A 25,473-nucleotide genomic window follows, 5' to 3' on the forward strand; every position below is an offset into this window, starting at 1 on the left:
TCACTCCACATCGACGTGATGGCCGAAGTCCAGCGGCGCGCGGCGCAGCAACTCCACCAGGGCCATCAAGCCGATGGCCAGCGAACACAGAAAGGCCGGCAGCGGCAGCAAGGCGCTGGAGTAGCCCAGCACCACCGAATGGCTGCCGAGGCCGACCACGACCTGCTGCCAGGCGCCCCAGCCGACCAGCACGCAGGCCAGCAGCACGGCCGCGCGTATCAACAGCGTCATGGCCAGCATGGCGCGCGGCTTGTTGCGCAGCGGCAGCAGCAGGCTGGTGAAAGCCATGTGCTCGCCCAAGGGATAGGCCGCGGCGGCGCCGATGAACACCATCCAGACGAAGAGCAGGCGCGACAGTTCCTCGCTGGCCGCCACGCCGCTGCCAAAGCCGTAGCGCAGCACCACATTGACGAAGACGGCCGTGGCCATCACCGCCAGGCAGGCCGCCATCGCGCCCTCGCTGGCGCGTTGCCACCAGGGCTTCTTCAGGGTTTCCGCATTCATGCGCCCTCTCCTTTCGCCCAGGCCAGTGCCTGGTTCAGTTGTTCGCCACGGCTCAGCGCGGCGTCGACGCTCAGCACCCCGACTTCGTCGACAGGCGACTCCAGCGCGGCGAACTGGCTGTCCACCAGGCTGACCGGGAACAGATGGTCTGCGGCCCGCTCGGCCACGCGCTGCAGCGACAGTTCGCGGGTGATCTCCAGAAACACAAAGCCCAGGCCGGGCCTCGCCGCGCGCAGGCGCTCGCGATAGGCTCGCTTCAGTGCCGAGCAGGCCAGCACCACGCCCTGCGGGTGGCGCACCAACTCGGCGCCCAATGTGTCCAGCCAGCCGCTGCGGTCCGCATCGGTGAGCGCAATGCCGGCACGCATCTTGGCGATCGAGGCCGGGGCGTGATGGGCATCGCCCTCGATATAGACCCAGCCCAGGGCCTCGGCCAAGGCCTGGCCCAGACTCGATTTGCCGCAACCGGCCACACCCATGACAACCACGCTCTGCATTTGGATAGCGCTATCCTGTTGATTCAAAAAAGAGGCGATGCTGGATCGCCCTGAGCCGTCCCGCCCTGCTGCTGTGGTGTTAACACGCTTGCACCGGAGGATCGGATAGCGCTATCCTAGGCGCAAGTCGCAACGCACCATATCAGGGAAAACACGCACCAATGACCGGCAGTCCCGCACCAACGCGTCGCCCCCGCTCCAGTGGCCGGGCCACCCTGGCCGACGTGGCGCAGGCCGCCGGCGTCAGCCCCATCACCGTCTCGCGCGCGCTGCGCGGCGAGCGGGCCGTGGCGCCCGAACTGGTCGAACGGGTGCAGCAGGCCGTCCGGCTATTGGGCTATGTGCCCGACCCCGCTGCCCGCGCCTTGGCCTCCAGCCGCAGCAGCCATGTGGCGGTGCTGATCCCGCTGCTGAGCAACGCCCTCTTCGTCGATCTGCTGGACGCCGTGCAGCGCAGCCTGCTGCCGGCGGGCTATCAGACGCTGATCGGCGTCACCCACTACGATCCGGCCGAAGAGGAGGCCCTGCTGCGCAGCTACCTGCTGCACCGCCCGGCCGGCCTGATCGTCACCGGCTTCGACCGCACCGAGGCGGTCAAGCAGCTGATCGCCGGCAGCGGCGTGCCCTGTGTGCATGTGATGGAAACGGTGGCCGCGCCGGGCATCTACAGCGTCGGCTTTTCGCAGTCGGACGCCGGCCAGGCGATGACCCAGCATCTGCTGGACAGCGGCCGCAGGCGCATCGCCTTCGCCGCCGCCCAGTTGGACCCGCGCACGCTGCAGCGACTGCAGGGCTACCGGCAGGCCATGCAAGCCGCCGGCCTGGTTGATTCGAAGCTGGAATGGCTGGATCCACAACGCTCGTCGCTGGCGCTGGGCGGTGCCCTGTTCGAGCAGATCCGCCGCGAGGCGCCCGATGTGGACGCGATCTTCTTCAACAACGACGACCTCGCCCAGGGCGCCCTGCTGGCTGCGTTGCGCCTGGGCGTCAAGGTGCCCGATCAACTGGCGGTGGCAGGTTTCAATGACCTGACCGGCAGCGACCAGATGTTGCCCCCACTGAGCACGGTGCGCACGCCGCGCAGCGCCATCGGCGCCGAGGCGGCGAGGATGCTGATGGCCTTGATGCGAGGCGAAGCGGTGGAGCGGCCGCAGCTGGATCTGGGCTTCGAGATCGTGCGGCGCGGGAGCAGCTGAGCGATGGCGCTCAGCCGTCCAGATTGATCTTGGCGATCAGCTCCGCCAGCACCGCGTCGGCCTGGTCGTTGGCAATCTGGCAGGTACCGGCCGCCTGGTGGCCGCCGCCCCCATAGCTGAGCATCAGCTCGCCGACATTGGTCTTGCTGCTGCGGTCAAGGATGGACTTGCCGGTGGCCATCACCGTGTTCTGCTTCTGCAGGCCCCACATCACATGGATGGAGATATTCGTCTCGGGGTACATCGCGTAAATCATGAAGCGGTTGCAGGCGAAGATGGTCTCTTCGCCCCGCAGGTCCAGCACGGCCAGATTGCCGTGGACCGTGGTGCAGCGCTCGATCTGATCGCGGGCCTGGGCCGTGTGCTGGAAGTACAACTCGACCCGTTCGACCACGTCGGGCAGGGCCAGGATCTCGCCGATATCGTGATCGGCGCAGTACTTGATCAGGTCCATCATCAGCGCGTAGTTGCTGATGCGGAACTCACGGAAACGGCCGAGGCCGGTGCGCGAATCCATAAGATAGTTGAGGAGCACCCAGTCGCTGGGCTCGAGGATCTCCTCGCGGCTGAACTGGGCCGAGTCGGCCTTGTCCACGGCATCCATCATTGCGTCGCTCATGCGCGGAAACGCCGCCTTGCCGCCGTAATAGTTGTAGACCACACGGGCCGCCGACGGGGCATGGGCCGCGATGATGTGGTTCTTACGCTCGCCCGTATTGCGCACCGTCTCGCTCTCATGGTGGTCGAACACCAGATGGGCGCCGGGCACATAGGGCAGATTGGTCGTGATGTCGCGCTCGGTGATGGCGATCTTGCCGTCCTGCATGTCCTTGGGGTGGACGAAGGTGATCTCGTCGATCAGCTTCAGCTCATTGAGCAGCACGGCGCAGACCAGGCCATCGAAGTCGCTGCGGGTGACCAGGCGGAATTTCTTTTGCTCTTGACTCATGGGGCGTCCTATCTCGGCAGGGAACGGTATCCCGCATGATAGGCAGCACCCTCCCCCAGCGGCGGCCCGCTTCCAATGGCTGATGGCTCATTTGAAACAATAGTTAACGCTTGGCCACCCATTGCACGACGGTGTTCGGCGGCAGAACGAAAAAAGGGCACCGTTCGGGTGCCCTTCTTGGCTGCAAGTGCTGTCGATGCCTATTCCGCCGGCACCGCCACCATCCCGTCGTCCGCCGCCGCAGCCGACTTCCTGGCCGGCTTGCGCTCACGTACCAGATAGGAGTACAGCACCGGCACAACGACCAGGGTCAGCAGGGTCGAGGTGATGACGCCGCCGATGATGGCGCGGCCCATCGGTGCCTGGATCTCGCCGCCCTCGTTGAGCGCTATGGCCATCGGCAGCATGCCGAAGATCATCGCCATCGTCGTCATGATGATGGGGCGCATCCGTATCAGGCCGGCCTGCAGCAGGGCCTCCGGCACGCTGGCCCCGGCCTTGCGGGCATGGTTGGCAAAGTCCACCAGCAGGATGGCGTTCTTGGTCACCAGGCCCATCAGCATCACCAGACCAATCATCGAGAACACATTCAGGGTGGAGCCGGTCAGCAGCAGGGCCAGCATCACGCCGATCAGCGACAGGGGCAGCGAGGCCATGATGGCAATCGGCTGCACAAAGCTGCCGAACTGGCTGGCCAGCACGATATAGATGAAGATCACCGCCAGGCCCATCGCACCCAGCAGACCGTTGAATGCCTCGGCCTGCTGCTTGCCGGCGCCGTCCACCATGAAGCTGGTGCCCGGGGGCAGCTCGGTGGCCTTGATGATCTTCTTCACGTCTTCATTGACCTCGCCCGAGGTGCGGCCCTGCACGCCGGCATACACCGCCTCGCGGCGCTGCAGGTTCTGGCGGCGTATCACCTCAGGGTTGAACACCTGCTCGATGGTGGCCACCTGGTCCAGCGAGATCGGCGAGCCGTCCTTGGCGAAGGCGATAGGCAGCTTGTTCATCTGCTCGATGCGCTCGCGCTGCTCGCGCGGCAGGCGTAGCAGTACCTCGACCTGGTTGCCGTCGGGCGTGGTCCAGTAGGTCGCCACGTCGCCATTGACGTAGGCGCGCAACGAGGCGGCGATCTGCGGTGCCGTCAGGCCCAGCTCGCGCACGGCCGAGTCCTTCAGGCGAACGGCAAAGGCCGGCAGGCCGGGCTTGACGGTGGTTTCCACGTCCACCGCGCCGGGCACCTTCTTGATCGTCTCGACCAACTGGTTGGCGACCTGGGTCAGCACCTCGGGGTCGCTGCCCAGGATGGTGATCCAGACCGGGCGGTCGAAGCCCACGCTCATCTCGACGCCCGGCAGCTTGGCGATCTCGTCGCGGATCGCGTCCTCGATCTGCTTCTGGCTGCGTTTGCGATCGGCGCGGTCGGCCAGCGAGATGTTCAGCACCGCCTGGTTGCGGCCGGTGGCCATGCCTTCGCCGGTGCTGCCGACGACGGTGGAAACGGTCTTGATCTCGGGGAACTTGGACAGCAGCTCCTCGACCTGCAGCACCTTGGCATTGCCGCGCTCCAGGCTCGACGCCACCGGCATGCGCAGGGTCAGCTGAGTGAAGCCCTGGTCGGTCTGCGGCACGAATTCGCTGCCGACCAGCGGCGCCAGGCCCAGGGCCGCCACAAAGCTGGCGACACCGCCCATCAGCACCAGGCCACGCGGCGTGACCGTGGCCAGGCGCAGGCGGCGTGCCTGCGTGCGGTCGCGCTTGCCGTCGGCCGAGAACGGACGGCCCCAGACCGGAATCGGCAGCACGAACAGGCGGTAGCGCCGGCCCGAGAAGGCCCAGTGGATCAACCGCTCGTAGGCGCCATGCATCCAGTCCATCAGCCAGTCGGTGCCGCCAATCAGTTGCTTGAACACCGGCAGGCGCTTCAGTCGATCGCTCGGGGGATCCTTCCAGATCGAGGACAGCATCGGGTCCAGCGTGAAGCTGACGAACAGGCTCACCAGCACCGCCACCGCCACCGTGATGCCGAAGGGGTAGAAGAACTTGCCGATGATGCCGCCCATGAAGGCCACCGGCACGAACACGGCGCAGATGGCGAACGTCGTGGCCATCACCGCCAGACCTATCTCGTTGGTGCCGTCCTCGGCGGCGCGGTGGTGGTCCTTGCCCATGCCGACGTGGCGCACGATGTTCTCTCGCACCACGATCGCGTCGTCGATCAGCAGGCCTATGCACAGGCTCAGCGCCATCATCGTCATGAAGTTCAGCGTGAAGCCGAAGGCATGGACGGCGATGAAGCTGGAGATCACCGCGATCGGCAGGGTCAGGCCGGTGATGATGGTCGAGCGCCAGCTGTGCAGGAACAGGAAGACGATGGCCACCGTCAGCAGCGCGCCTTCGATCAGCGTGTGCTTCAGGCCGGTCAGCGAGCCCTTGACGAAGTCGCTGTTGGCATAGATCAGGCGCAGCTCGGTGTCCTTGGGCAGCTGCTTGCGCAACTCTGCCATCGCCTCCTTGACCGCGTCACCGGTGGCGACGATGTTGGCGTCCTGCTGCTTGAAGACATTGAAGGTCACGGCCGGCGAGCCGTTGATGCGGGCCACGCTGTCGGCCTCGCGCTCACGCTCGACCAGGGTGCCCAGGTCGCCCAGGGTCAGCACCAGATTGCCACGGCGGGCCACGACCATGCTCGCGAACTGCTTGGGGTCCTTGACCCGACCCTCGACGCGCAGGATGGCGTCGGCGTTCTTGTCGGACAGCAGGCCCACGGGCTGGTCGGCATTGGCCTCGGCCAGGGCCTTGGAGATTTCGGCCGGCGTCACGCCATAGGCGCGCAGGCGCAGCGGGTCCAGATCGATGCGCACCTCGCGCGTCACCATGCCACCCACCTCGACCTTGGCCACACCCTCGACGCGGCCCAGGCGCTTGGCGATGATCAGCTCGCTGAGCATCGACAGCTCGCGTGCCGGCCGGGTCTGGCTCATCAGGGCCATCACCACCACCGGCTGGGCATTGTCGGCCTGGAAGCGTGACACCGTCGGCGCCTTCACGTCCTTGGGGAAGGCCGCCTGCGCGGCGGCGACGCGGTCGCGCAGGTCCTGCATCGCGCGGTTCATGTCGGTGTTCAGGGTGAACTCGACGCTGGCCTGGGCGCGGCCCTCGAAGCTGCGCGACTGGATGCGGTCCACGCCGGCGATCGAGTTCATCGCCTCTTCCAGCGGCTTGGCGACTTCGCGCTCGACGGCCTCAGGCGAAGCGCCGGGGTAGCGCACATCGATCCAGGCGCCGGGCAGCGAGATGTCGGGCATCTGCTCGACACCCAGCTTGGCGTAGGAGAACAGGCCCAGCACGCACAGGGCCACCATCACCATGGTCGCAAAGACCGGGTTCTGGATGGAAACACGGGTCATCCACATGATCGCCGCTCCTTATTGTTGTTATTCAGTTGCCGGTGGAACCGGTGGCCGCGCTGGCGACCCGGGGCTTGGTCGCCACGATCGAGGCCTTGGCGCCCTCGCGCAGATTGTCGAAGCGGGCGCCCAGCACCTGGGCCTCGGCCGTCAGTCCTTGCAGCACCTCGACCCGGCCCTCGCGGGTGTCGCGGCGGCCCGTGGTGACGATGCGGCGCACCAGGGCGCCCTTTTCTATCATCCACACATGTTCCTGGCCTGCCGTGCTGCCGATGGCGGCGATGGGCACGGTCAGGCGTGAGGCCTCGTCGCTGATGCTGACCTTGCCGGTGGCGTATTGCCCGGCGCGGAACAGCTCCTTGGGATTGGCCAGTTCAAGCGTCACGCCGATCGAACGGGTGCCAGGTTCGGCGGCCGGGGCGATGCGGGCGATGCGGGCCTCGACCGGAGCATCGGCGCCCTCGATCTGCACCTGCACGGCCATGCCCGGCGTCAGCCGGCTGACCTCGTGGGTGCCCACTGAGCCAGCCAGCTCCAGCTTGGCCAGATCGACAATGGTCAGCACCTGCTGCTCCATGGCCAACTTTTCGCCGGGCAGCGCATGACGCTTGGAGACCACGCCGCTGATAGGCGCCAGCAGCGCGGCATTGCGCAGGCTGAGGTTGCTGCCTTCCAGCTGCGCCTTGGCCGACAGCCACTGTGCGCGGGCCGCTTCCATGGCCGCCTTGGACGTTTCCAGGGCGGTCGGGGCGATGAACTTCTGCGCTGCCAGGCCTTCGTTGGCGCGGTGCTGGCGCTCGGCCTGCTCGGCCTGGGCGCGGGCCGATTCGACCGAGGCGCTGCGCTCGACGACGCGCTGACGCAGCTCTTCCAGGTCCACCTGACCCAGCACCTGGCCGGCCTTGACGCGGCTGCCCTCGGCGACATTCAAGCTGAGCAGGGTGCCGGCGGACTTTGCGCGCACCACGGCGGTGCCGGGGGCGACCAGCGGGCCGGAGAACTCGATCACCGAGGCGATGCTGGCCTGGGTGGGCCGCACCACTTCGCTGCCGACGAATTCCAGCGCCGGGGACTGCTTCTCGCCGCCCTCCTTCTTCGACTTGGCCGAGGCCTGGTCGCTGGTCAAAAAGAACGCTGTCGCACCACCCGCCACGAGCACCGCGGTCACTCCGCCAATCAGCCACTGCTTGCGCATGGTCATCCCCTCTTGAATTGGTCTCAATCTGAACAAACTGCGCGCAGTGTAGGGTCGCACTTTGCAATCAAAAGGCCAAGTGCGACGAATTGCAGTTATCCAATGATGGGCTGCAACCGGTGCGGACAGGCCCTGGGGCGTTGTCTGGCTCAGGAGGCTCGGCTGATCTGCCCGCTGTCCATTCGCATGCTGCGCCAGCAGCACAGCGCCGCCAGAAGCGCCGCCACGGTGGCGGCCCAGAACACGCTGGCATAGCCGAAGCGGCTGGCCAGTGCGGCGCCGCCCAGGCCGCCGATCACACCGGACAGGCCGTAGCCGATCAGCGAATACAGTGCCTGGCCACGGCCGCGCAGGCGGCCCGGGAAATAGCGAGAGATCAACGCGATGCAGGCGGTGTGCTGGGCGGCAAAGGTGATCGCATGCAGGCATTGTGCGGCCACCAGCACCCATAGCTCGGCGCCGAAGGCCGCCGTGGCCGCAAAGCGCAGCGCCGAGGCCAGCGCCGCCGCGAGCAACCAACCGTGCAGCGACACGCGGTCCAGCCAACGGCCCTGGAAGGCGAACCAGACAATCTCGACCAGCACCGACACCGCCCACAGCCCGCCGACCACCGGCTTGCTGTAGTTCAGCGAGTCCAGATAGAGGCTGAAGAAGGCATAGAGGCTGGCATGGGCCAGCACGGTCAGGGTCAGGCCGGCAAAGAACCAGCGCACCTCGGGCTTGGCCAGCACCTGCATCACCGGCGGCGCCGGGGCATGGGCGTGGCGGGCCTCGTCATGGTGGGCCGGCAGCCGCCAGGCCATCACCAGCATCATGAGCAGGCTGCCCAGCACCACCCAGGGGAAGTAGCCCATGCCGACGCGCTCGAACAGCGCGCCGAACACCAGCACCGAGGCCATAAAGCCGACGCTGCCCCAGACGCGCACGCGGCCGTAGCGCTTGGCGTCCATGCCGCCCTCGCGGGTCACCAGCTGCGAGGCCACCACCGTCTCGGTCAGCGGCACGATGGCGGCATTGAAGGTGAACATGGCCAGCACGGCCAGGCCCAGGGTCCAGACGTTCAGCGGCAGCAGAAAGGCCAGCGCGCTGACCAGGGTGGCAGCACAGGAGAAGCGGATCAGCCTGACCCGGTCGCCGCTGCGGTCGGCCAGCGTGCCCCAGACGTAGGGGGCGAACAGGCGCGTCCAGCTCGACAGCGAGGCCAGCATGCCCAGTGCGAATACCGACAGGCCCTGCTCCTTGTACCAGAGCGGGGCAAAGGGGCTGAACAGGCCGACATAGGCGAAGTAGGCGCAGGACAGGCTTGCGCAGGCGAACAGGGTTTGCCGGGACTGCTCGGCGCTGAGGCTGCTGGGCATCCGCCGCGATCAGCTATGCGCCGCGATAGCCGGGACCGGCAGGCTCACATCACCGCATTGCGCCCGATGGCGCAGCGCATGGTCCATCAGCACCAGGGCCAGCATGGCCTCGGCGATGGGTGTGGCGCGTATGCCCACACAGGGGTCGTGGCGGCCGAAGGTCTCGACCGTGGTCGGCTCCAGCTCGCGGTTGATCGAGGCGCGCGGCGTGCGTATCGAGCTGGTCGGCTTGATGGCGATGTCGACGCTGAGGTCCTGCCCGGTCGAAATGCCACCAAGCACGCCACCAGAGTGGTTGCTGCGAAAACCCTGCGGCGTCAGCTCGTCGCCATGCTCACTGCCTCGCTGCGCGACGCAGGCAAAGCCGGCACCGATCTCGACACCCTTGACGGCATTGATGCCCATCATGGCGTAGGCGATGTCCGAGTCGAGCTTGTCGAACAGCGGCGCGCCCAGGCCCACCGGCACGGCGGTGGCCTCCAGATGGATGCGCGCGCCGACCGAGTCGCCGCTCTTGCGCAGCGCGTCCATATAGGCCTCCATCTCGGCGATGCTGCTGGCATTGGCGGCGAAGAAGGGGTTGCGCGAGGTGTGTTCCCAGCCCTCGAACGGCACTTTCAGCTCACCGAGCTGCGTCATGCAGGCACGGAACTGGGTGCCGTACTTCTCGAACAGCCATTTGCGCGCGATCGCGCCGGCGCCGACCATGGGCGCGGTCAGCCGCGCCGACGAGCGGCCACCGCCGCGTGGGTCGCGCAGGCCGTATTTGCGCCAGTAGGTGTAGTCGGCGTGGCCGGGGCGGAAGGTGTCGAGGATATTGCCGTAGTCCTTGCTGCGCTGGTCGGTGTTGGGGATCAGCAGGCAGATCGGCGTGCCGGTGGTCTTGCCCTCGTAGACGCCGGACAGTATCTGCACCTGGTCGGGCTCGTTGCGTTGTGTCACGTGGCGCGAGGTACCGGGGCGGCGGCGGTCCAGCTCGGGCTGGATGTCGGCCTCGCTCAAGGCCATGCCGGGCGGGCAACCATCAATCACGCAGCCTATGGCCGGGCCATGGCTTTCGCCGAAGTTGGTGACACAGAAAAGTTCGCCGAAAGTGCTGCCGGACATGCGGATTCCTGGGTGAGCGGAGTCCGATTCTAGAGCCCCGCGACGGCGCCGGGACGCATCAGAAGGCCATATAGCGCCCGGGCCTGTGGTTCACCGCCAGCGCGAAGTTCATCGCCGCTGCGGCCAGCACCGAAAGGGCCAGGCGCTGCGCATCTATCCAGGGCCAGGCACTCAGCAGTATCAGCGCGTCGATGGCCATCTGCACGATGCCGGCACGCCAGCCAAAACGCTCCTGCAGCCACAGCACCAGCACATTCAGCCCGCCGAGGCTGGCGCGGTGACGGAACAGCATGATGAAGCCCGCGCCGACCAGCAGCCCGCCGGCCACGGCAGCAAACAGCGGATGCACCGACTGCAGGCTGATCCAGCGGGGCAGCAGTTCGCTGAGCAGGGCCAGCAGGCTCACCGCGGCAAAGGTCTTCAGCGTGAAGCGCCTGCCCATGCGCCGCCAGGCCAGCCAGTAGAACGGCAGATTGACCAGAAACAGCAGCGCGCCAAAGGGCAGTCCGGTCGCGTAATGGGCCAGAAAGGCCAGGCCCACGGTGCCGCCGGTGACCAGACCGGCCTGGCGCAACAGCAGCAGGCCGATGGCGACGAACAGCGTGCCGGTGAGCAGCGCCTGGGCATCGTCAAACAGCGTGTGGCGCGGCGGCATGGCCGGGGTGGCGACGTTCATTCCACGATGCCGGACATGAAGAACTTGATCAGGCCCTTGGCGGCAAAGCCTATCAGCCCCACGCCAAGTCCCAGGAACAGCACAAAGGTGCCGAATCGCCCCGCCTTGGACTCGCGCGCCAGCTGAAAGATGATGAACACCATGTATAGCATGAAGGCGCCGACGCCGAAGCTCAGGCCGAACCAGGAGATCTGCTCCTCCGTATAGCCGAACATCAGGGCCGCTCCCGCAATCCCGAGGTGTCGACCACGTCCCGGTAGGCATGCCAGCTGGCATGGGCCAGCCAGGGCGCGACGACGACCAGACCCAGCAGCACACTGACAATCCCCAGGCCCGTCAACGCCAACAGCAGAGCCGCCCACAGCGCCATCGGCAGCGGGTGTTCCATGACAACGCGCCAGCTGGTGAATATGGCGCCGAGCACGCCGATCTGCCGATCCAGCAGCAAGGGAATGGCGACCACGCTGGAGGCGAACACCGGCGCGGCCAGCACCGCGCCCAGGCCCAGCCAGAGTTCGAACAGATGGCCCTGCTCGGCCAGCACCACATGGCGCAGAAAGTCCGTCGGCGTATTGACCAAACCCGGCGCCAGGCCGGTGATCAGCGAGGCCGAGGTCATCACCCAGCCGGTGCCGGCAAAGGCGAGCAGCAGGCCGAACACGATCAAGCGGCCGTCATGCGGCTTCCAGGCCGCCATGGCGGTGCGCAGCGAGGCCTTCTCGCCCCGCTCCAGCGCGCGGCTGACCGCGTACAGGCCGGTGGCCAGTATCGGCGCGACCAGCAAGAAGCCGGAGAAGGCGCCGGCCAGCAACCAGAACTTGTGCCGCGCCAGCCAGAACAGCAGTGCGCCGAAAAGGGCCAGCGCCAGACCGTGCAGCAGACCGGGCAAGGGGCATCGCATCAGATCGGTCCAGCCGCGGGCCAGCCAACCCAGGGGGCGCAGGACCGGGATGCGGCGCACGCCGAAGCTGCGCGACTCCTGCAGGGCTTTTTGAGCGAGACGATGGGTCATTGGGCGCTATGCTGACATCAGGGAGGAATATTCGGCTTGACGCAAGACAAGCCCCAGCGATGGTGCCATGGCGATACCGGACCATAGCCAGGGACCGTGTCTTCAACCAGGAGATTGTCATGCGCCACCCGCTCGTCTGCTGTGTGGTCCTTGCCTGTCTTGCACCCGGTGCGCACGCGGTCGAGAGGGTCGTGCTGTTCGGCGACGACGACGATGCGCCCTATGCCTTTGTCGAGAACGGCGAGTTCAAGGGCATGTATGTCGAATTGCTGGGCAAGGCGGCCGAGTTGCTGAAGCCCGCCTATTAGGTGGAACTCAGGCCCCGGTCCTGGAAGCGCGGGCTGGTCGATCTGGAGAGCGGCACCTCGCTGGGCCGGCTCCCTCCGGGCCTGAAACGCGAACGGACCTATTTCGGCCCCTATTCCGTGGTGCTCTATCGCGAGACCGTGGTGCTCTTCTGCAACCCCGAGGTGATGACCAAGCCGCGTCGGCAGTTCCCCGATGATTTCCTCGGCCTGACCGTGGGCGCCAACGCCGGCTTTCTGCTCTCGGCCCGGCTGATCGCCGCAGCCCAGTCGGGCAAGATCCACCTGTCGGAAGCCAAGGGCAACGACTCCAATCTGAAGAAGCTCGCCGCCAAGCGCGTCGACTGCTATGCCAGCCCGCCAAGATGAATGCCGCGCTGGAGACGGTCAAACGCAACGGCACGGCGGCCAGAATCGAGAACAGCTAGCTGCGGTAGGCGCAGGGTTTCAGGTCTTGCCGTCCTCGGCCGGCGCCTCCTGGTCGACGGGCCAGTCGCGGATATAGGCCTTGAGCATCCGGTTCTCGAAGTCCTGGCTGTCGACCACCGCCTTGGCAACGTCATAGAACGAGATCACCCCCATCAGCGTGCGGCCGTTGAGCGCCGGCATATAGCGGGCATGGCGGCCCAGCATCATGCGGCGCACCTCGTCGATCTCGGTCTCGGGCGTGCAGGTCAGCGGATGGTCGTCCATCACGGTGCGCACGGTCAGTGTGCCGACGCTGCCGCCGTTCTTGACCACCGCCGCAATGACCTCGCGAAAGGTCAGCATGCCCACCAGGTCACCATGCTCCATCACCACCAGCGAACCGATGTCGCTCTCGGCCATGGTCGTGACCGCCCGAGCCAATGTTTCATCGGGTGACACGGTGAACAGGGTGCCGCCTTTGACGCGCAAGATATCAACGACTTTCATGGGGGTCTCCTCGCCCTGGATGGCTCAAGATGGCTGCGAATCTTGTGGCCAACATAGCACACAATCGAGGCCATCAACACCCCGGAGACACCATGTCTGGATACGCCGATCCCGGCTTCGATACGCTGGCCCTGCATGCCGGCACCGCCCCCGATGCGGCCACCGGCGCGCGCGCCGTGCCCCTGCATCTGACGACCTCGTTCGTGTTCGAAAGCAGCGAGCATGCGGCCTCACTGTTCAATATGGAGCGGCCCGGCCATGTCTACAGCCGCATCTCCAATCCGACCACGGCCGTGTTCGAGGAGCGCGTGGCGGCCCTCGAAGGCGGCGCCGGCGCCATTGCCACGGCCAGCGGCCAGGCGGCCCTGCACCTGGCCATCGCCACGCTGTGTGGCGCGGGCTCGCACATCGTGTCGAGCAGCGCACTCTACGGCGGCTCGCACAATCTGCTGCACTACACCTTGTCGCGTTTCGGCATTGCCACGACCTTCGTCAAGCCGGGTGATCTGGACGGCTGGCGCGCGGCGATACGGCCCAACACCAAGCTGCTGTTCGGCGAGACCCTGGGCAACCCGGGCCTGGATGTGCTGGACATCCCGAACATTTCGCAGATCGCCCACGAGGCCCATCTGCCCCTGCTGGTCGACTCGACACTGACCACGCCGTACCTGATCAAACCGTTCGAGCATGGAGCCGATCTGGTCTATCACTCGGCGACCAAGTTCCTGTCCGGCCACGGCACCGTGGTCGGCGGCGTGCTGGTGGACAGCGGCCTGTTCGACTGGGATGCCGCACACGCGAAACACGGCCTGTTCCCGGAGCTGTGCGAGCCGTACGCCGGCTTCCATGGCATGACCTTTACCGAAGAAGGCACGGTCGGCGCCTTTCTGCTGCGCGCTCGCCGCGAGGGCCTGCGCGACTTCGGCGCCTGCATGAGCCCGCACACCGCCTGGCTGATACTGCAGGGCATCGAGACGTTGTCGCTGCGCATGGAGCGCCATGTGGCCAATGCCCGCAAGGTGGCCCGGTTCCTGGCCGCCCATCCGCTGGTCGAAAGCGTCGGCTATCCCGATCTGGAGTCGCATCCCAGCCATGGACTGGCCATGCAGCTGCTGCCGCGCGGCGCTGGTTCGGTGTTCAGCTTCAACCTGAAGGGCTCGCGCAAGCAGGGCAAGGCCTTCATCGAGGCGCTGAAGATCTTCTCGCACCTGGCCAATGTCGGCGACTGCCGCTCGCTGGTCATACATCCGGCCAGCACCACGCACTTCCGCATGGACGACGCGGCGCTGGCCCAGGCCGGCATCACTGCCGGCACGATACGGCTGTCGATAGGCCTGGAAGACGCGGACGATCTGCTCGACGATCTGAAGCGTGCCTTGAAGACCGCGGAGAAGGCGCAATGAAGCTGATCGTCAACAACGTCGAGGCCTATGCCTACACCGGCGGCAAGCCCTTCGACCCTGCCCTGCCCTGCGTTGTATTCATCCACGGCGCCATCCATGACCACAGCGACTGGACCCTGCTGGCGCGCTGGTTCGCCCACCATGGTCACGGTGTGCTGGCTGTCGATCTGCCGGGCCATGCACGCAGCGGCGGCCAGCCGCTGGCCGACATGCCGGCGCTGGCCCGCTGGGTGCTGGCCCTGCTGGATGCCGTCGGCGTTGAGCGTGCCGCCCTGGTGGGCCACAGCATGGGTTCGCTGATCGCGCTGGCCGCGGCCGGCCTGGCACCGCAGCGCGCCAGCCATCTGGTGATGCTGGGCACGGCCTATCCGATGAAGGTGTCGGACGCCCTGCTGGCCACCGCCCGCGAACGGCCGCTGCAGGCCATCGATATGGTCAACAGCTTCTCGCATTCGACCTGGGCGCCCAAGCCATCCTATCCCGGCCCGGGCACCTGGCTGCATGGCGCCGAGCGGGCGCTGATGCGGCGCACCCAGGCGGGGCAAACCGGCCTGAATCTGTTCGAGCATGACTTCCAGCTGTGCAACAGCTATGACCAGGGCCTCAATGACGCAGCGAAGCTCAGCTGCCCGAGCACGCTGATTCTCGGCACCCGCGACCAGATGACGTCACCGAAGCAGACCAAGGAGCTGGCCGCCGCGCTGAAGGCCAAGGTGCTGACGGTCGACGCGGGGCATTCACTGATGACGGAGGCGCCCGAACAGGTGTTGAATGCGATGAGACAGGCGCTGGGTGCCTGAACCAGGAGCACCGCAATGGACGGCAGCAGCACGAGAGATCCCAAGGCCATGCACAGCTTTGCGGAGTTCTACCCCTTCTACCTCAGCGAACACCGCAACCCGACCTGCCGACGCTTGCACTTCCTGGGCAGCACCCTGGTGCTGGTCTGCCTGGCGTTGCTGCTGACCACCGGCCAGCTGCGCTTCGTGCTGTATGCACTGCTGTGCGGCTACGGCTTTGCCTGGATCGGGCACTTCGTGTTCGAGAAGAACAGGCCAGCCTCGTTCAAGCGCCCGCTCTACAGCTTCATGGGTGACTGGGTGATGTACAGGGACATCTGGACGGGCAAGGTACCGTTCTAGCCGACGTATTCAGTCCTGCCCCCACCGGCAGCACCGATAGGCCAGACCCAGCCCCACTGAACTGCCCTGCCGCTGGTGCACCAGCGGGCTCAACGCCGCATTCGACAGCAGCCGCGACACGCCGGCCGAGCCGAACAGTATCCAGCGCGAACTCAGGGCGTGGGTGAAGCCGACGCCGGCATGTACATCGCGCAGGCCCGCGCCCGGAGTGAAAACCGGCAGGCCCGAGGCGATGGAGCCCGCAGGGGTGATGCCGAAATAGCTCTGATGATTGCGCGCCGTGCCGGCGGTGATGCCGGCGCCGGCGGTCCATTCGGTGTGGCGGGTCTGGCGCAGGCGGTAGCCGACATCCAGGTTCAGGATGCCGCCGCCCTCGCGCCCCAGCAGGTCCTGCGACCAGGCGGCCGAGGCCAGCCATTCCGGCGTCAAGGCGTAGCTGCCGAACAGCCGTGCACGCAGGGTGCGGGGCACATCGGGGAGACCCTGCAGGCGCACCGAATCCTTGGAGTTGCGGCCGCTGTCCACGCGCAGCGCCAGGCCGAGGCGCAGGGCATCGCTCTTGATCAGTTCGGTGCTGGCGCCCGGCCCCTGGACCTCCTCGCCGAAGCCCATCACCTGGCCGGCGCCCGAGCTGCTGATGCGCCAGCGCCCGTACTGCACCGCCCACAGCGGCGACAGATGGCTCTTGTTGTTCGGCGCGCCCGCATATTCGGGCTGGCTGCTGATGTGGGCACCCAGCACGTAGTGCAGACGTGGGGCGTCGGCGGCCTGGGCATGGCATGCACAGGCAAGGGCTGACCCCAGGAATAACAGGCTGAATTTGAGGCCGCGGCTGATCATCAGTCCAGCATAGCAGCGTGTTCAGGCCGCCGGCATCGCCGCCTTGAGGTGCATCAACATATCCGTCACCATCGCCTTCAGATCGTACTCGGCGCGCCAACCCCAGTGTTCGCGCGCGGCGCTGTCGTCGATGGACTGCGGCCAGCTGGCGGCGATGGCCTGGCGGAAATCGGGGGCGTAGCTGATCTCGAAGCCGGGTAGCTCTTCACGGATGGCCGCGGCAATCTGCGCCGGTGTGAAGCTGACGCCGGCCAGGTTGTAACTGTCGCGCTGCCTGATGCTGGCGCTGGGGGCCTCCATCAGCTCTATCGTCGCGCGCAGCGCATCAGGCATATACATCATCGGCAAGGCCTGGCCATCTTCGAGGAAGCAGCTGTAGCGGCCGCTCTTCAGCGCCTGGTGGAAGATGTCCACCGCATAGTCTGTGGTACCGCCGCCGGGCGGGGTCTTGTAGCTGATCAGCCCCGGATAGCGCAGGCTGCGCACATCGACGCCATGGTTGGCGTGGTACCAGGCGCACCAGCGCTCGCCGGCCAGCTTGGAGATGCCATAGACGGTGGTCGGGTCCATCACGGTGGACTGGGGCGTGTGCTGCTGCGGCGTGGTCGGGCCGAAGGCGGCGATCGAGCTGGGCCAGAAGATGCGATCCATGCGCATCTGGCGGGCCAGCTCCAGCACATTGAGCAAGCCCACCATATTCAGGTTCCAGGCCCATTGCGGGTGCTTCTCGCCGCTGGCCGACAGGGCCGCGGCCAGGTGGTAGATCTGCGTGATCTCGTGGCGCTGGGCGACCGAGGTCAGCGCCGCGGCGTCGGTCACGTCCAGCATTTCGTGGCGCAGGCCGGGCACTCGGCCGGTGGGGGCCACATCGCTGGTGATGACGCTGTCGAAGCCGTGCTTCTGCGCCAGGCTCAGCGCCAGTTCGGTGCCGATCTGGCCGTTCGCACCGATGATCAATATCTTGGGGCTCATGGATGCATCCTCAGGCGATCAGGCCCAGCTCGCGGCCGGCCTGAGTGAAGGCCGCCACCGCCTGCTCCAGCTGCGCACGCTCGTGGCCGGCCGAGACCTGCACGCGTATGCGCGCCTGGCCCTTGGGCACAACCGGGAAGAAGAAGCCGACGGCATAGACACCCAGCTCCAACAGCCTCGCGCTCAAGGCCTGGGCCTTGACCGCGTCGTAGACCATGATGGGCACGATCGGATGGGTGCCGGGCTTGATGTCGAAACCGGCGGACTGGATGGCGCTGCGGAAGTACAGGGTATTGGCCTCCAGCTTGTCGCGCAGCGCGGTGCTGGCCTCCAGCAGATCGAGCACGGCGATCGAGGCGCCGACGATGCTGGGCGCCACCGTGTTGCTGAACAGATAGGGTCGCGAGCGCTGGCGCAGCAGCTCGATCACTTCCTTGCGGCCGCTGGTGAAGCCACCCGAGGCGCCGCCCAGGGCCTTGCCCAGCGTGCCGGTGATGATGTCGATCTGGCCAAGCACCCCGCGATACTCATGCGTGCCCCTGCCCTTCTCGCCCATGAAGCCCGAGGCATGGCATTCGTCTATACCCAGCAGGGCGCCGTAACGGTTGGTGATCTCGCGCATCTTGTCGAGCTGGGCGATGCTGCCGTCCATCGAGAACACGCCATCGGTGAAGACCAGGGTGAAGCGCGCGCCGGCAGCCTTGGCCTCTTCGAGACAGCGCTCCAGATCGGCCATGTCGTTGTGCTTGTAGCGGTAGCGCTTGGCCTTGCACAGGCGGATGCCGTCGATGATGGAGGCGTGGTTCAGCTCGTCGCTGATGACGGCGTCCTGCTCGCCCAGCAGCGGTTCGAACAGGCCTCCATTGGCGTCGAAGGCGGCGGCGTAGAGGATGGTGTCCTCGGTGCCAAGGAACTTTGACAGACGCTGCTCCAGCGTCTTGTGCAGGTCCTGCGTGCCGCAGATGAAGCGCACCGATGAAAGACCGTAGCCATGGGTGCGCAGCGCCTCATGCGCGGCCTCGATGACGGCCGGATGGGACGATAGGCCCAGGTAGTTGTTGGCGCAGAGGTTGATGACGTCGCGGCCGTCCTGCGTGTGGACCCGGGCGCCCTGGGGCGTGGTGATCACGCGCTCGGTCTTGTACAGGCCGGCCTCGCGTATGCCGGCCAGCTCGGCCTGCAGGTGCGCGTAGAAGTCATCGCGGGTGGTCATGGTCGGGCTCCTGGTGCACAATCGTGAAAATCCGTTAAACAGAACACAGTTCGATATATCGAACTTGCGTGCAGTATCTTAGATTTGCTTTTTCTGGTCAAGCCACTTTGCCTCAAAACCTAGCCATGTCCAATGCCAGCCAAGACGCACTAGAGCCCCCCCGTGTCGGCGCCACCTTGCAGGCCATGCGCCAGGGCCAGGGCCTGTCGCTGGACGAACTGTCGCGCCGCGCTGGGGTGTCCAAGTCGATGCTGTCGCAGATCGAGCGCAACCAGGCCAATCCGACGGTGGCCGTGGTCTGGCGGCTGGCCAATGCCCTGCGCGTCGAGTTGTCCGAGTTGCTGGGCGGTGAGCGGCCGGCGGCCCCGGCGATCGAGACGGTCGCGGCCCATGCCACGCCCAGCATGAGCAGCCCGGATGGCCTGTGCCAGCTGCGCATCCTCGGGCCTATCGATCTGGCCGGCCAGTTCGAGTGGTACGAGCTGACGGTGCAGCCCGGCGGCGCGCTGGAGTCAGCGGCGCATGAGCCCGGTTCGCGTGAGCATCTGAGTGTGCTCAGCGGCAGCCTGGAGGTCAGCGCAGCGGCTTCGGTACAGAGGCTGAAAGCCGGCGAGACGGCGCGCTATGGCGCCGATGGCGCGCATGCGATACGGAACACGGGCAAGACGGTGGCGACGGCCTTGCTGGTGGTATTGCACAGCTGATCGTGGCCCCGGATTGCATCCGGGCTACGGGGGCTTTGTAGCCCGGATGAAACCCGGGACTCAGTCAAGCAAGTCCGCCAGCGTCGCATCGGTCAAATCCCCGCGTCGCCAGACACTCTCCAGATGCGGTGTGCGCACCAGCAGCAGGGCCTGCAGCAGCGGTGAGGCCGGCGTCTTGGCCGGCTCGCACAGCAGGGTCAGGCGTTGATCGCCCGCCTCCTCCAGCCGGGCGATCCAGTCCAACTCCTGCAGCACGTCAAGCACCGGCTCCAGTTGCAGTGGGTCGGTCTGCAATTGGTCGGCCAACTCCAGCGCCGACCAGCCATGGGCCGCCTCGCCACGGGCCTGGCGCAACTGGCGCAGCACGCGCAGGGCCAGCTCGAAGCGATAGCCGGGCTCCTCGATCTGGCGCACGACGCGCATCTGCAGGCTGGGCGCATAGGCCGCCACCACGGCGCCCAGCAGCATGATCACCCAGCCCAGATAGATCCAGACCAGGAAGATGGGCAGGCTGGCGAAGGCGCCGTACATCGTCGAGTAGGTCGGCACCTGGCTGACATACCAGGCCAGCGCGCGCTTGGCCAGCTCGAAGCCCACGGCGACGAACAGGCCGCCGGCCATTGCGTGGCGCCAGCGCACATGGGTATTGGGCACGTAGTGGAACAGGCCGGCCACGCTGATGGCCAGCACCACGAACTCGATCAGATTGAGCAGAAAGCTCAGGCCCCCGGGCAGCGCGCTGACGAAACCCTTGCCGGCCGACAGCGCATAGCTGGTCAAGGCCAGGCTGGCGCCCAGCAGCAGCGGCCCCAGGGTCAGCGCCGCCCAATAGACCAGCACACGCTGGGCGATGGGCCGCGGCCGCTGCACCCGCCAGATGGCATTGAGTGTGCGGTCTATCGTCAGCATCAGGGCCAGCGCGGTGAACACCAGCACGACCAGACCGACCGATCCGACTCGGTTGGCCTTGCTGGCGAACTGGGTCAATGCGCCCAGCACCGGCTTGGCGATATTGGGCGGTATCAGGCTTTGCAGAAAGTACTTCTCCAGCGCGATCTGGAAGGACGAGAACATCGGGAAGGCGGTGAACAGGGCCAGCATCACCGTCAGCAGGGGCACCAGCGAGATGATGGTGGTGAAGGTCAGGCTGCCGGCGGTGAGGCCCAGGCGGTCGTCGCGGAAGCGGATGCGCAGTGTGCGCAGCGTGTCCCACCAGGGCCAGCGCTGCAGCGTGGCCCAGGTCTCGTTGGCATGCTGCAGCCAGGCACGCGCTTTGTCTTGGGTCGATGGAGGAAGAGCGTTCATGCTGGCTATGATGCCAGCCATGTCTGCCCCCATCTCTCCAAGCGCTGCCTCGCCGCTTTCGCTCCCCTCCCCCGGCGCTCGCCAAAGCCGTATGCTGGCCCTGGTCAGCCTGCTGGCCCTGATCGCCCTGTGCCTGGCCTGGGAGCTGTGGCTGTCGCCCACCGGTCGCGGCACGCTGGCCATCAAGGCGCTGCCGCTGATGCTGGGCGTGCTGGGGATCTGGCGCTACCGCATGTACACCTTCCGCTGGTTGAGCCTACTGGTCTGGCTCTATGCCGCCGAGGGCTCAGTGCGTGCCTATGGCGACCGCGGCATCAGCGCCCAGCTGGCCGCCGCCGAGGTCGTGCTCAGCGTGCTGCTGTTCGTGGCCTGCGCCTGGCATGTGCGCGGGCGCTTGAAGGCCGCCAAGCTGGCCGCTGCTGGAGTTTCATCATGAGCGCCGCCCTGCTGCAGGGCTTGCGCGAGGCGCTGGGCGACAGTCAGGTGCTGAGCGAGGGTGACCTTTCGTCCTACGAGCTGGACTGGCGCAAGCGCTTCCAGGGCAAGGCCCTGGCCGTGGTGCGGCCGGGCTCGACCGCACAGGTGGCCCAGGTGATGAGGCTGTGTGCCGAGCATCGCGTGGCCGTCGTACCCCAAGGCGGCAACACCGGCCTGGTCGGCGGTTCGGTGCCCGATGCCAGCGGCAGCCAGATCCTCTTGAGCCTGCAGCGCATGAACAAGGTGCGCGAGCTGGATCCTGCCAATCTGACGATGACGGTCGACGCCGGCTGCGTGCTGCAGGCGCTGCAACAGGCGGCCGACGAGCAGGGCCTGCTGTTCCCCTTGAGCCTGGCCGCCGAGGGCAGCTGCACCATAGGCGGCAATCTGGCCACCAATGCCGGCGGCACCCAGGTCTTGCGCTATGGCAATACCCGCGAGCTGTGCCTGGGCCTGGAGGTGGTAACGGCAGCGGGCGAGATCTGGCAGGGCCTGAGCGGCCTGCGCAAGGACAACACCGGCTACGACCTGCGCGATCTGTTCATCGGCAGCGAGGGCACCTTGGGCATCATCACCGGCGCGACCCTGAAGCTCTATCCGCGCCCGCAGGCGAAGATGACGGCGCTGGCCGCCTGCCCGACGCTGGATTCGGCGCTGGCCCTGCTGGGCCTGGCCCAGCAGCGCGCGGGCTCGGGCCTGACCGGCTTCGAGCTGATGGGCGACTTTGCGCTGTCGCTGGTGCGAAAACACTTCCCGCTGCTGCCGCAGGCGCTGCCGCCCTGCCCATGGACGGTGCTGCTGGAGATCTCGGACTCCGAGTCAGAGGCCCATGCCCAGGCGCTGTTCGAGGGCCTGCTGGAAACGGCGCTGGAGAACGGCGTGATCGAGGACGCGGCGGTGGCCTCCAGCCTGGAGCAGTCCAGGGCGCTGTGGCATGTGCGCGAGTCGATTCCGCTGGCCCAGGTCGAGGAAGGCTTGAACATCAAGCATGACATCGCCCTGCCGGTGTCGCGCATCCCCGAGTTCGTGGCCCAGACCGATGCGGCGCTGAAGGCCGCCTTCCCCGGTGTGCGCCTGGTCAACTTCGGCCACCTGGGTGACGGCAATCTGCACTACAACGTACAGGCGCCCGAGGGGGGCTCGGCGGCCGATTTCCTGCGCGAGCAGGAGCATGCGGTGAACGCCATCGTGTTCGATGCGGTGACCGCCTTCCAGGGCTCGATTTCGGCCGAGCATGGCATTGGCCAGCTCAAGCGCGAGGAGCTGGCGCTGCGCAAGTCACCGGTGGCTCTGGGCCTGATGCGAGCGATCAAGCAGGCATTGGATCCGCAAGGGTTGTTGAACCCAGGCCGGGTTCTTTAGAGTCGCAGACTCACTGCACCGGCCCCTTGCGGGCCACCGGCAGCGGTAGCTGAGCCACCTCGATGCCCTCGTCCAGCAGGGCGGCCGTGTCATCGGCGGTGGCGCTGCCGCGTATTCCGCGTAGCTCGGCCTCGCCGTAGTGGATGCGGCGCGCCTCTTCGGCGAACTGGTCGCCGACGTCCTCGGTGTTCTTGATCACATGAGCGACGGCTTTCAGCCACTGCGCCTGCAGTTGTTCGTTCATCGGGGCGGCGGGTGCTGCTACGGCGGTTGCGGTCGCCGGCTTGGCTGCAGGCGCTTCCTCTGGCTCGGGTGGCCGGGCACCGCCGCGCAGATGCGAGACATTCAGCCTTGGCGCGCTGGGCAGGCGGGTGATCTGCTCACTGCCGCAAATCGGACAACTGAGGAGCTTGCGCTGCTGCTGCGACTCATAGTCGTCGCCCGAACCAAACCAGCCCTCGAAACCGTGGCCGTGGGTGCAAGACAGATTCAGTACCAGCATGGACGGATCATAGAGCGAATGGCCACGCCGCTCAGGTGAGGGTTTGCCAGCTCAGGGGCCAGGCGCCTGCCTGCCAGCGCTGCAGCCATTGCAGGCCGATCAGGGTCTTGGCATCGGTCATCGCGCCGCTGCAGGCCAGTGCGTCGAGTTCGGCCACGCTGCAGCGGGTGAGCTCGAGAAATTCGCCTTCGTCCAGCTGCTGCGCACCGGCCACCAGGCCACGGGCAAAGCAGATGTGAATGCCCTCGTCCGAGTAGGCAATGGCGTTGTGCAGCACACCGGCATATGCCCATTCGGCGGCGCGGTGGCCGGTCTCCTCCAGCAGCTCGCGCTGGGCGCAGGCGAGAGGCGCCTCGCCTGCGTCGAGCTTGCCGGCCGGAAACTCCAGCATCACGCGCTGCATCGGATAGCGGTACTGGCGCTCCATCAGCAGGCGGCCATCGTCCAGCAGCGGTATCACCATCACCGCACCGGGGTGCTTGATGTACTCACGCCCGGCCTGCTTGCCGTCGGGCAGTTGCACGACATCACGCCAGACATCGAGAAAGTGGCCGCGGTAGACCTGTTCGGTCGAGACGCAGGTCTCGATCAGATGGACGTCGTTGTCATCAGCGCTCATGCCAGCCCTTGCGCAGATAGCACCAGACGAAGCCAGGGAAGCCCAGGGTCAGGTAGAGGCAGAAGAAGGCCGCGTAGAACTCCCATCCCTGGGGCTGGCGCTGGCCCTGGCGTGCTTCCAGCAGGAAGCCCAGGCCAAGAGTCAGCGCGGCGAGCAGCAGCAGTTCCAGCAAGCGCCAGGCGAACGGCTTGGGATAGCGCTTCGGCCCGACCAGCAGCACGCGCGGACTGAAATACGGTAGATTGGCGGCCAGCGCTGCAACAAGCAGCACCAGCCAGACGGCAGCGCTCTGGCCCATGTGTCAGTGCATTGCCTTCAGGTGGCCAACGCCTTGACGATGGCCTCGGCGCAGAGCGCCATCAGGCCGCCGGGCAACAGGCCGAAGCCCAGCACAGCCGCGCCGTTCAGCGCCATCACCGCACGCACATCGCCGGCAGGCTTCAGTGGGGCCAGGTCGGTGGCTTCCTCGAAGAACATCACCTTGACGATGCGCAGATAGTAGAAGGCGCCGACCAGGGACAGCACCACGGCGAGCACGGCAATACCGATGTAGAAGCTCGACCCGGTGGTGACCAGGGCCTGCAGCACCGACAGCTTGGCGTAGAAGCCCGCGGTCGGCGGCACGCCGGCCAGCGAGAACATGAAGATCGTCATCACGCCGGCCAGCCAGGGGCTGCGGCGCGCCAGACCGGCCAGATCGCTGATGTTCTCGGCCTCATGGCCCTGGCGCGACAGGATCATGATCATGCCGAAGGTGCCCAGGGTCGTCAGCACATAGGTGACGACATAGAACATCGAGGAGCTGTAGGCATTGGCGGCCGACAAGGTCGTGCCATTGACCACGCCCGAGGCCAGGCCCAGCAGCATGAAGCCCATCTGCGCGATCGTCGAATAGGCCAGCATGCGCTTCAGGTTGGTCTGCGCAATGGCCGCCAGATTGCCGATCAGCATCGACATCACCGACAGCACCAGCAGCATCTGCTGCCAATCGACCGCCAGGCCCATCATGCCGTCCACCAGCAGGCGCAGCGTGATGGCAAAGGCCGCCAGCTTCGGTGCGCCACCCAGCAGCAGGGTCACGGCCGTCGGTGCGCCCTGATAGACGTCGGGCACCCACATATGGAAGGGCACGACGCCCAGCTTGAAGGCCAGACCCGAGACGATGAAGACGACGCCGAACACCAGCACCGCCTTGTTCGGCTGGCCGGAGCTGATGACCTCGAAGATCTTCGGAATCGATAGCGAACCGGTGGCGCCATACATCATCGACATGCCATAGAGCAGGAAGCCGCTGGCCAGCGCACCGAGCACGAAGTACTTCATCGCCGCTTCGGTGGACACCGCATGGTCGCGCCGCAGCGCCACCAGCGCGTACAGCGACAGGCTCATCAGCTCCAGGCCCAGGTAGATGACCAGCATATTGTTGGCCGACACCATCACGCTGATGCCCAAGAGCGTGAACAAGCTCAGCGAGAACAGCTCGCCCTTGAGCATGTCGCGGCTCTGCACATAGGGGCGCGCGTAGACGAGCGTGATGATCATCGCGATGGCCGCAAAGAAGCCCAGCAAATGGCCCATCGGGTCGGTGACGACCATGCCCTGCACGCCGTACAGCGTGTCGCCACGGTTGAAGTAGCTCAGATGCAGGGCGGCCACTGCTGCCAGCGACACCTGCGTCAGCCAATAGGTCGGCGTGCGGCGCTCGTCCTTGACGAACAGATCGACCAGGGCCACGACGCAGGCCATGATCAGCAGCAGGATTTCGGGATAGACCGGGAGCCAGTTCATGTTATTCATTTTCCAGTCGCCC

The 25,473-nt window shown here is 66.4% G+C and carries 28 protein-coding genes; 9 read left to right on the forward strand and 19 right to left on the reverse strand.

Annotated features, from left to right (window positions below; genetic code table 11):
- On the reverse strand, positions 1–504 hold the full coding sequence (locus tag DES47_RS04315; protein ID WP_133699398.1) for a TRAP transporter small permease subunit: 504 nt from the start codon (positions 502–504) through the stop codon (positions 1–3).
- A complete protein-coding gene (locus DES47_RS04320) occupies positions 501–1,001 on the reverse strand; it encodes a gluconokinase (protein WP_243748152.1) in 501 nt (166 codons plus the stop codon). Before DES47_RS04320 ends, DES47_RS04315 begins: the two co-directional genes overlap by 4 nt.
- 161 nt (positions 1,002–1,162) lie before the next feature.
- Between DES47_RS04320 and gntR the strand changes: the two genes are divergently transcribed.
- Positions 1,163–2,197 (forward strand): HTH-type transcriptional regulator GntR, encoded by a 1,035-nt coding sequence (gene gntR / locus DES47_RS04325; RefSeq protein WP_133699399.1) that lies wholly within the window; start codon positions 1,163–1,165, stop codon positions 2,195–2,197.
- Between the two features lie 10 nt (positions 2,198–2,207).
- Here the strand turns inward: gntR and DES47_RS04330 are convergent, their stop codons facing one another.
- The 8 genes from DES47_RS04330 to DES47_RS04365 form a co-directional block, all read right to left on the reverse strand.
- The gene (locus DES47_RS04330; RefSeq protein ID WP_133699400.1) at positions 2,208–3,146 is read right to left on the reverse strand and encodes an exopolyphosphatase; all 939 of its coding nucleotides are present in this window, start codon (positions 3,144–3,146) and stop codon (positions 2,208–2,210) included.
- A 200-nt stretch (positions 3,147–3,346) separates the two neighbouring features.
- A complete protein-coding gene (locus tag DES47_RS04335) occupies positions 3,347–6,562 on the reverse strand; it encodes an efflux RND transporter permease subunit (RefSeq protein ID WP_133699401.1) in 3,216 nt (1,071 codons plus the stop codon).
- A gap of 25 nt (positions 6,563–6,587) precedes the next feature.
- Positions 6,588–7,751, reverse strand: coding sequence for an efflux RND transporter periplasmic adaptor subunit (locus tag DES47_RS04340; RefSeq protein WP_133699402.1), 1,164 nt, complete (start codon positions 7,749–7,751; stop codon positions 6,588–6,590).
- 149 nt (positions 7,752–7,900) lie between these two features.
- Positions 7,901–9,109: an MFS transporter gene (locus DES47_RS04345; RefSeq protein ID WP_133699403.1), complete on the reverse strand. Its 1,209-nt coding sequence runs from the start codon at positions 9,107–9,109 to the stop codon at positions 7,901–7,903.
- A 9-nt stretch (positions 9,110–9,118) separates the two neighbouring features.
- Complete coding sequence (aroC, locus tag DES47_RS04350) at positions 9,119–10,216, reverse strand: chorismate synthase (RefSeq protein ID WP_133699404.1); 1,098 nt, start codon at positions 10,214–10,216, stop codon at positions 9,119–9,121.
- A gap of 58 nt (positions 10,217–10,274) precedes the next feature.
- Entirely contained in the window at positions 10,275–10,892 is a 618-nt protein-coding gene (locus DES47_RS04355; protein WP_133699405.1) for a YitT family protein, read from the reverse strand.
- Positions 10,889–11,107 carry a DUF2788 domain-containing protein gene (locus tag DES47_RS04360; protein WP_133699406.1) on the reverse strand — a complete coding sequence of 73 codons (219 nt, stop codon included), beginning with the start codon at positions 11,105–11,107 and terminating at the stop codon, positions 10,889–10,891. The genes DES47_RS04355 and DES47_RS04360 overlap by 4 nt, the downstream gene beginning before the upstream one ends.
- Complete coding sequence (locus DES47_RS04365; RefSeq protein WP_133699407.1) at positions 11,107–11,904, reverse strand: DUF2189 domain-containing protein; 798 nt, start codon at positions 11,902–11,904, stop codon at positions 11,107–11,109. Before DES47_RS04365 ends, DES47_RS04360 begins: the two co-directional genes overlap by 1 nt.
- A 119-nt stretch (positions 11,905–12,023) precedes the next feature.
- Here DES47_RS04365 and DES47_RS04370 point away from each other — a divergent pair, with 119 nt between their 5' ends.
- Positions 12,024–12,212 carry a hypothetical protein gene (locus tag DES47_RS04370; protein ID WP_133699408.1) on the forward strand — a complete coding sequence of 63 codons (189 nt, stop codon included), beginning with the start codon at positions 12,024–12,026 and terminating at the stop codon, positions 12,210–12,212.
- Complete coding sequence (locus tag DES47_RS04375; RefSeq protein ID WP_133699409.1) at positions 12,213–12,578, forward strand: hypothetical protein; 366 nt, start codon at positions 12,213–12,215, stop codon at positions 12,576–12,578.
- Between the two features lie 78 nt (positions 12,579–12,656).
- On the opposite strand, the gene DES47_RS04380 is transcribed toward DES47_RS04375, so the two are convergent.
- Positions 12,657–13,124, reverse strand: coding sequence for a CBS domain-containing protein (locus DES47_RS04380; RefSeq protein ID WP_133699410.1), 468 nt, complete (start codon positions 13,122–13,124; stop codon positions 12,657–12,659).
- A 92-nt stretch (positions 13,125–13,216) separates the two neighbouring features.
- Here DES47_RS04380 and DES47_RS04385 point away from each other — a divergent pair, with 92 nt between their 5' ends.
- From DES47_RS04385 to DES47_RS04395, 3 genes are read left to right on the forward strand one after another with little or no spacing between them, the layout of a single operon-like run.
- Positions 13,217–14,527, forward strand: coding sequence for an O-acetylhomoserine aminocarboxypropyltransferase (locus DES47_RS04385; protein ID WP_133699411.1), 1,311 nt, complete (start codon positions 13,217–13,219; stop codon positions 14,525–14,527).
- On the forward strand, positions 14,524–15,327 hold the full coding sequence (locus DES47_RS04390; RefSeq protein WP_133699412.1) for an alpha/beta fold hydrolase: 804 nt from the start codon (positions 14,524–14,526) through the stop codon (positions 15,325–15,327). The genes DES47_RS04385 and DES47_RS04390 overlap by 4 nt, the downstream gene beginning before the upstream one ends.
- A gap of 15 nt (positions 15,328–15,342) precedes the next feature.
- Complete coding sequence (locus tag DES47_RS04395; RefSeq protein ID WP_133699413.1) at positions 15,343–15,669, forward strand: Mpo1-like protein; 327 nt, start codon at positions 15,343–15,345, stop codon at positions 15,667–15,669.
- A gap of 9 nt (positions 15,670–15,678) precedes the next feature.
- Here DES47_RS04395 and DES47_RS04400 read toward each other — a convergent pair whose 3' ends face one another.
- The 3 genes from DES47_RS04400 to kbl are packed head-to-tail and all read right to left on the reverse strand — an operon-like array spanning position 15,679 to position 18,694.
- Positions 15,679–16,509 carry a MipA/OmpV family protein gene (locus DES47_RS04400; RefSeq protein WP_133699414.1) on the reverse strand — a complete coding sequence of 277 codons (831 nt, stop codon included), beginning with the start codon at positions 16,507–16,509 and terminating at the stop codon, positions 15,679–15,681.
- 21 nt (positions 16,510–16,530) lie between these two features.
- Positions 16,531–17,481, reverse strand: a complete 951-nt coding sequence (locus DES47_RS04405) for an NAD-dependent epimerase/dehydratase family protein (protein WP_133699415.1) — start codon at positions 17,479–17,481, stop codon at positions 16,531–16,533.
- Between the two features lie 10 nt (positions 17,482–17,491).
- Complete coding sequence (gene kbl / locus DES47_RS04410) at positions 17,492–18,694, reverse strand: glycine C-acetyltransferase (protein ID WP_133699416.1); 1,203 nt, start codon at positions 18,692–18,694, stop codon at positions 17,492–17,494.
- A 125-nt stretch (positions 18,695–18,819) separates the two neighbouring features.
- Between kbl and DES47_RS04415 the strand changes: the two genes are divergently transcribed.
- On the forward strand, positions 18,820–19,398 hold the full coding sequence (locus tag DES47_RS04415; protein WP_133699417.1) for a helix-turn-helix domain-containing protein: 579 nt from the start codon (positions 18,820–18,822) through the stop codon (positions 19,396–19,398).
- 60 nt (positions 19,399–19,458) lie between these two features.
- Here DES47_RS04415 and DES47_RS04420 read toward each other — a convergent pair whose 3' ends face one another.
- The gene (locus tag DES47_RS04420) at positions 19,459–20,703 is read right to left on the reverse strand and encodes a YihY family inner membrane protein (protein ID WP_208114897.1); all 1,245 of its coding nucleotides are present in this window, start codon (positions 20,701–20,703) and stop codon (positions 19,459–19,461) included.
- Positions 20,704–20,794: 91 nt separating this feature from the next.
- Here DES47_RS04420 and DES47_RS04425 point away from each other — a divergent pair, with 91 nt between their 5' ends.
- Together DES47_RS04425 and DES47_RS04430 are read left to right on the forward strand one after the other, a co-directional pair.
- A complete protein-coding gene (locus DES47_RS04425) occupies positions 20,795–21,139 on the forward strand; it encodes a DUF2069 domain-containing protein (protein WP_166651854.1) in 345 nt (114 codons plus the stop codon).
- Complete coding sequence (locus tag DES47_RS04430; protein WP_133699420.1) at positions 21,136–22,542, forward strand: FAD-binding oxidoreductase; 1,407 nt, start codon at positions 21,136–21,138, stop codon at positions 22,540–22,542. The genes DES47_RS04425 and DES47_RS04430 overlap by 4 nt, the downstream gene beginning before the upstream one ends.
- Positions 22,543–22,552: 10 nt before the next feature.
- Here the strand turns inward: DES47_RS04430 and DES47_RS04435 are convergent, their stop codons facing one another.
- Genes DES47_RS04435 through nuoN form a run of 4 tightly spaced genes read right to left on the reverse strand, consistent with a single transcriptional unit; the run spans position 22,553 to position 25,460 of the window.
- Positions 22,553–23,044: a DUF1178 family protein gene (locus tag DES47_RS04435; protein WP_133699421.1), complete on the reverse strand. Its 492-nt coding sequence runs from the start codon at positions 23,042–23,044 to the stop codon at positions 22,553–22,555.
- Between the two features lie 31 nt (positions 23,045–23,075).
- Positions 23,076–23,663: an NUDIX domain-containing protein gene (locus tag DES47_RS04440; RefSeq protein ID WP_133699422.1), complete on the reverse strand. Its 588-nt coding sequence runs from the start codon at positions 23,661–23,663 to the stop codon at positions 23,076–23,078.
- On the reverse strand, positions 23,653–23,961 hold the full coding sequence (locus tag DES47_RS04445) for a DUF2818 family protein (protein WP_133699423.1): 309 nt from the start codon (positions 23,959–23,961) through the stop codon (positions 23,653–23,655). Before DES47_RS04445 ends, DES47_RS04440 begins: the two co-directional genes overlap by 11 nt.
- A 17-nt stretch (positions 23,962–23,978) precedes the next feature.
- Entirely contained in the window at positions 23,979–25,460 is a 1,482-nt protein-coding gene (gene nuoN, locus DES47_RS04450) for an NADH-quinone oxidoreductase subunit NuoN (protein ID WP_133699424.1), read from the reverse strand.
- Positions 25,461–25,473: the final 13 nt, after the last annotated feature.

This window comes from Roseateles toxinivorans, from assembly GCF_004362525.1.
GTDB classification, from domain to species: Bacteria; Pseudomonadota; Gammaproteobacteria; order Burkholderiales; family Burkholderiaceae_C; genus Paucibacter; species Paucibacter toxinivorans.

Excerpts from the sequence above, each read along its gene's own strand:
- DES47_RS04415 (WP_133699417.1), top strand. The coding sequence starts at position 18,820 with ATGTCCAATGCCAGCCAAGACGCACTAGAGCCCCCCCGTGTCGGCGCC.
- DES47_RS04405 (WP_133699415.1), bottom strand. The coding sequence starts at position 17,481 with ATGAGCCCCAAGATATTGATCATCGGTGCGAACGGCCAGATCGGCACC.
- DES47_RS04425 (WP_166651854.1), top strand. The coding sequence starts at position 20,795 with ATGCTGGCCCTGGTCAGCCTGCTGGCCCTGATCGCCCTGTGCCTGGCC.
- DES47_RS04340 (WP_133699402.1), bottom strand. The coding sequence starts at position 7,751 with ATGCGCAAGCAGTGGCTGATTGGCGGAGTGACCGCGGTGCTCGTGGCG.
- gntR (WP_133699399.1), top strand. The coding sequence starts at position 1,163 with ATGACCGGCAGTCCCGCACCAACGCGTCGCCCCCGCTCCAGTGGCCGG.
- DES47_RS04385 (WP_133699411.1), top strand. The coding sequence starts at position 13,217 with ATGTCTGGATACGCCGATCCCGGCTTCGATACGCTGGCCCTGCATGCC.
- DES47_RS04360 (WP_133699406.1), bottom strand. The coding sequence starts at position 11,107 with ATGTTCGGCTATACGGAGGAGCAGATCTCCTGGTTCGGCCTGAGCTTC.
- DES47_RS04315 (WP_133699398.1), bottom strand. The coding sequence starts at position 504 with ATGAATGCGGAAACCCTGAAGAAGCCCTGGTGGCAACGCGCCAGCGAG.
- DES47_RS04345 (WP_133699403.1), bottom strand. The coding sequence starts at position 9,109 with ATGCCCAGCAGCCTCAGCGCCGAGCAGTCCCGGCAAACCCTGTTCGCC.
- kbl (WP_133699416.1), bottom strand. The coding sequence starts at position 18,694 with ATGACCACCCGCGATGACTTCTACGCGCACCTGCAGGCCGAGCTGGCC.
- DES47_RS04395 (WP_133699413.1), top strand. The coding sequence starts at position 15,343 with ATGGACGGCAGCAGCACGAGAGATCCCAAGGCCATGCACAGCTTTGCG.
- aroC (WP_133699404.1), bottom strand. The coding sequence starts at position 10,216 with ATGTCCGGCAGCACTTTCGGCGAACTTTTCTGTGTCACCAACTTCGGC.
- DES47_RS04390 (WP_133699412.1), top strand. The coding sequence starts at position 14,524 with ATGAAGCTGATCGTCAACAACGTCGAGGCCTATGCCTACACCGGCGGC.
- DES47_RS04440 (WP_133699422.1), bottom strand. The coding sequence starts at position 23,663 with ATGAGCGCTGATGACAACGACGTCCATCTGATCGAGACCTGCGTCTCG.
- DES47_RS04445 (WP_133699423.1), bottom strand. The coding sequence starts at position 23,961 with ATGGGCCAGAGCGCTGCCGTCTGGCTGGTGCTGCTTGTTGCAGCGCTG.
- DES47_RS04335 (WP_133699401.1), bottom strand. The coding sequence starts at position 6,562 with ATGTGGATGACCCGTGTTTCCATCCAGAACCCGGTCTTTGCGACCATG.
- DES47_RS04380 (WP_133699410.1), bottom strand. The coding sequence starts at position 13,124 with ATGAAAGTCGTTGATATCTTGCGCGTCAAAGGCGGCACCCTGTTCACC.
- DES47_RS04430 (WP_133699420.1), top strand. The coding sequence starts at position 21,136 with ATGAGCGCCGCCCTGCTGCAGGGCTTGCGCGAGGCGCTGGGCGACAGT.
- nuoN (WP_133699424.1), bottom strand. The coding sequence starts at position 25,460 with ATGAATAACATGAACTGGCTCCCGGTCTATCCCGAAATCCTGCTGCTG.
- DES47_RS04400 (WP_133699414.1), bottom strand. The coding sequence starts at position 16,509 with ATGATCAGCCGCGGCCTCAAATTCAGCCTGTTATTCCTGGGGTCAGCC.
- DES47_RS04365 (WP_133699407.1), bottom strand. The coding sequence starts at position 11,904 with ATGACCCATCGTCTCGCTCAAAAAGCCCTGCAGGAGTCGCGCAGCTTC.
- DES47_RS04355 (WP_133699405.1), bottom strand. The coding sequence starts at position 10,892 with ATGAACGTCGCCACCCCGGCCATGCCGCCGCGCCACACGCTGTTTGAC.
- DES47_RS04420 (WP_208114897.1), bottom strand. The coding sequence starts at position 20,703 with ATGAACGCTCTTCCTCCATCGACCCAAGACAAAGCGCGTGCCTGGCTG.
- DES47_RS04435 (WP_133699421.1), bottom strand. The coding sequence starts at position 23,044 with ATGCTGGTACTGAATCTGTCTTGCACCCACGGCCACGGTTTCGAGGGC.
- DES47_RS04330 (WP_133699400.1), bottom strand. The coding sequence starts at position 3,146 with ATGAGTCAAGAGCAAAAGAAATTCCGCCTGGTCACCCGCAGCGACTTC.
- DES47_RS04320 (WP_243748152.1), bottom strand. The coding sequence starts at position 1,001 with ATGCAGAGCGTGGTTGTCATGGGTGTGGCCGGTTGCGGCAAATCGAGT.
- DES47_RS04370 (WP_133699408.1), top strand. The coding sequence starts at position 12,024 with ATGCGCCACCCGCTCGTCTGCTGTGTGGTCCTTGCCTGTCTTGCACCC.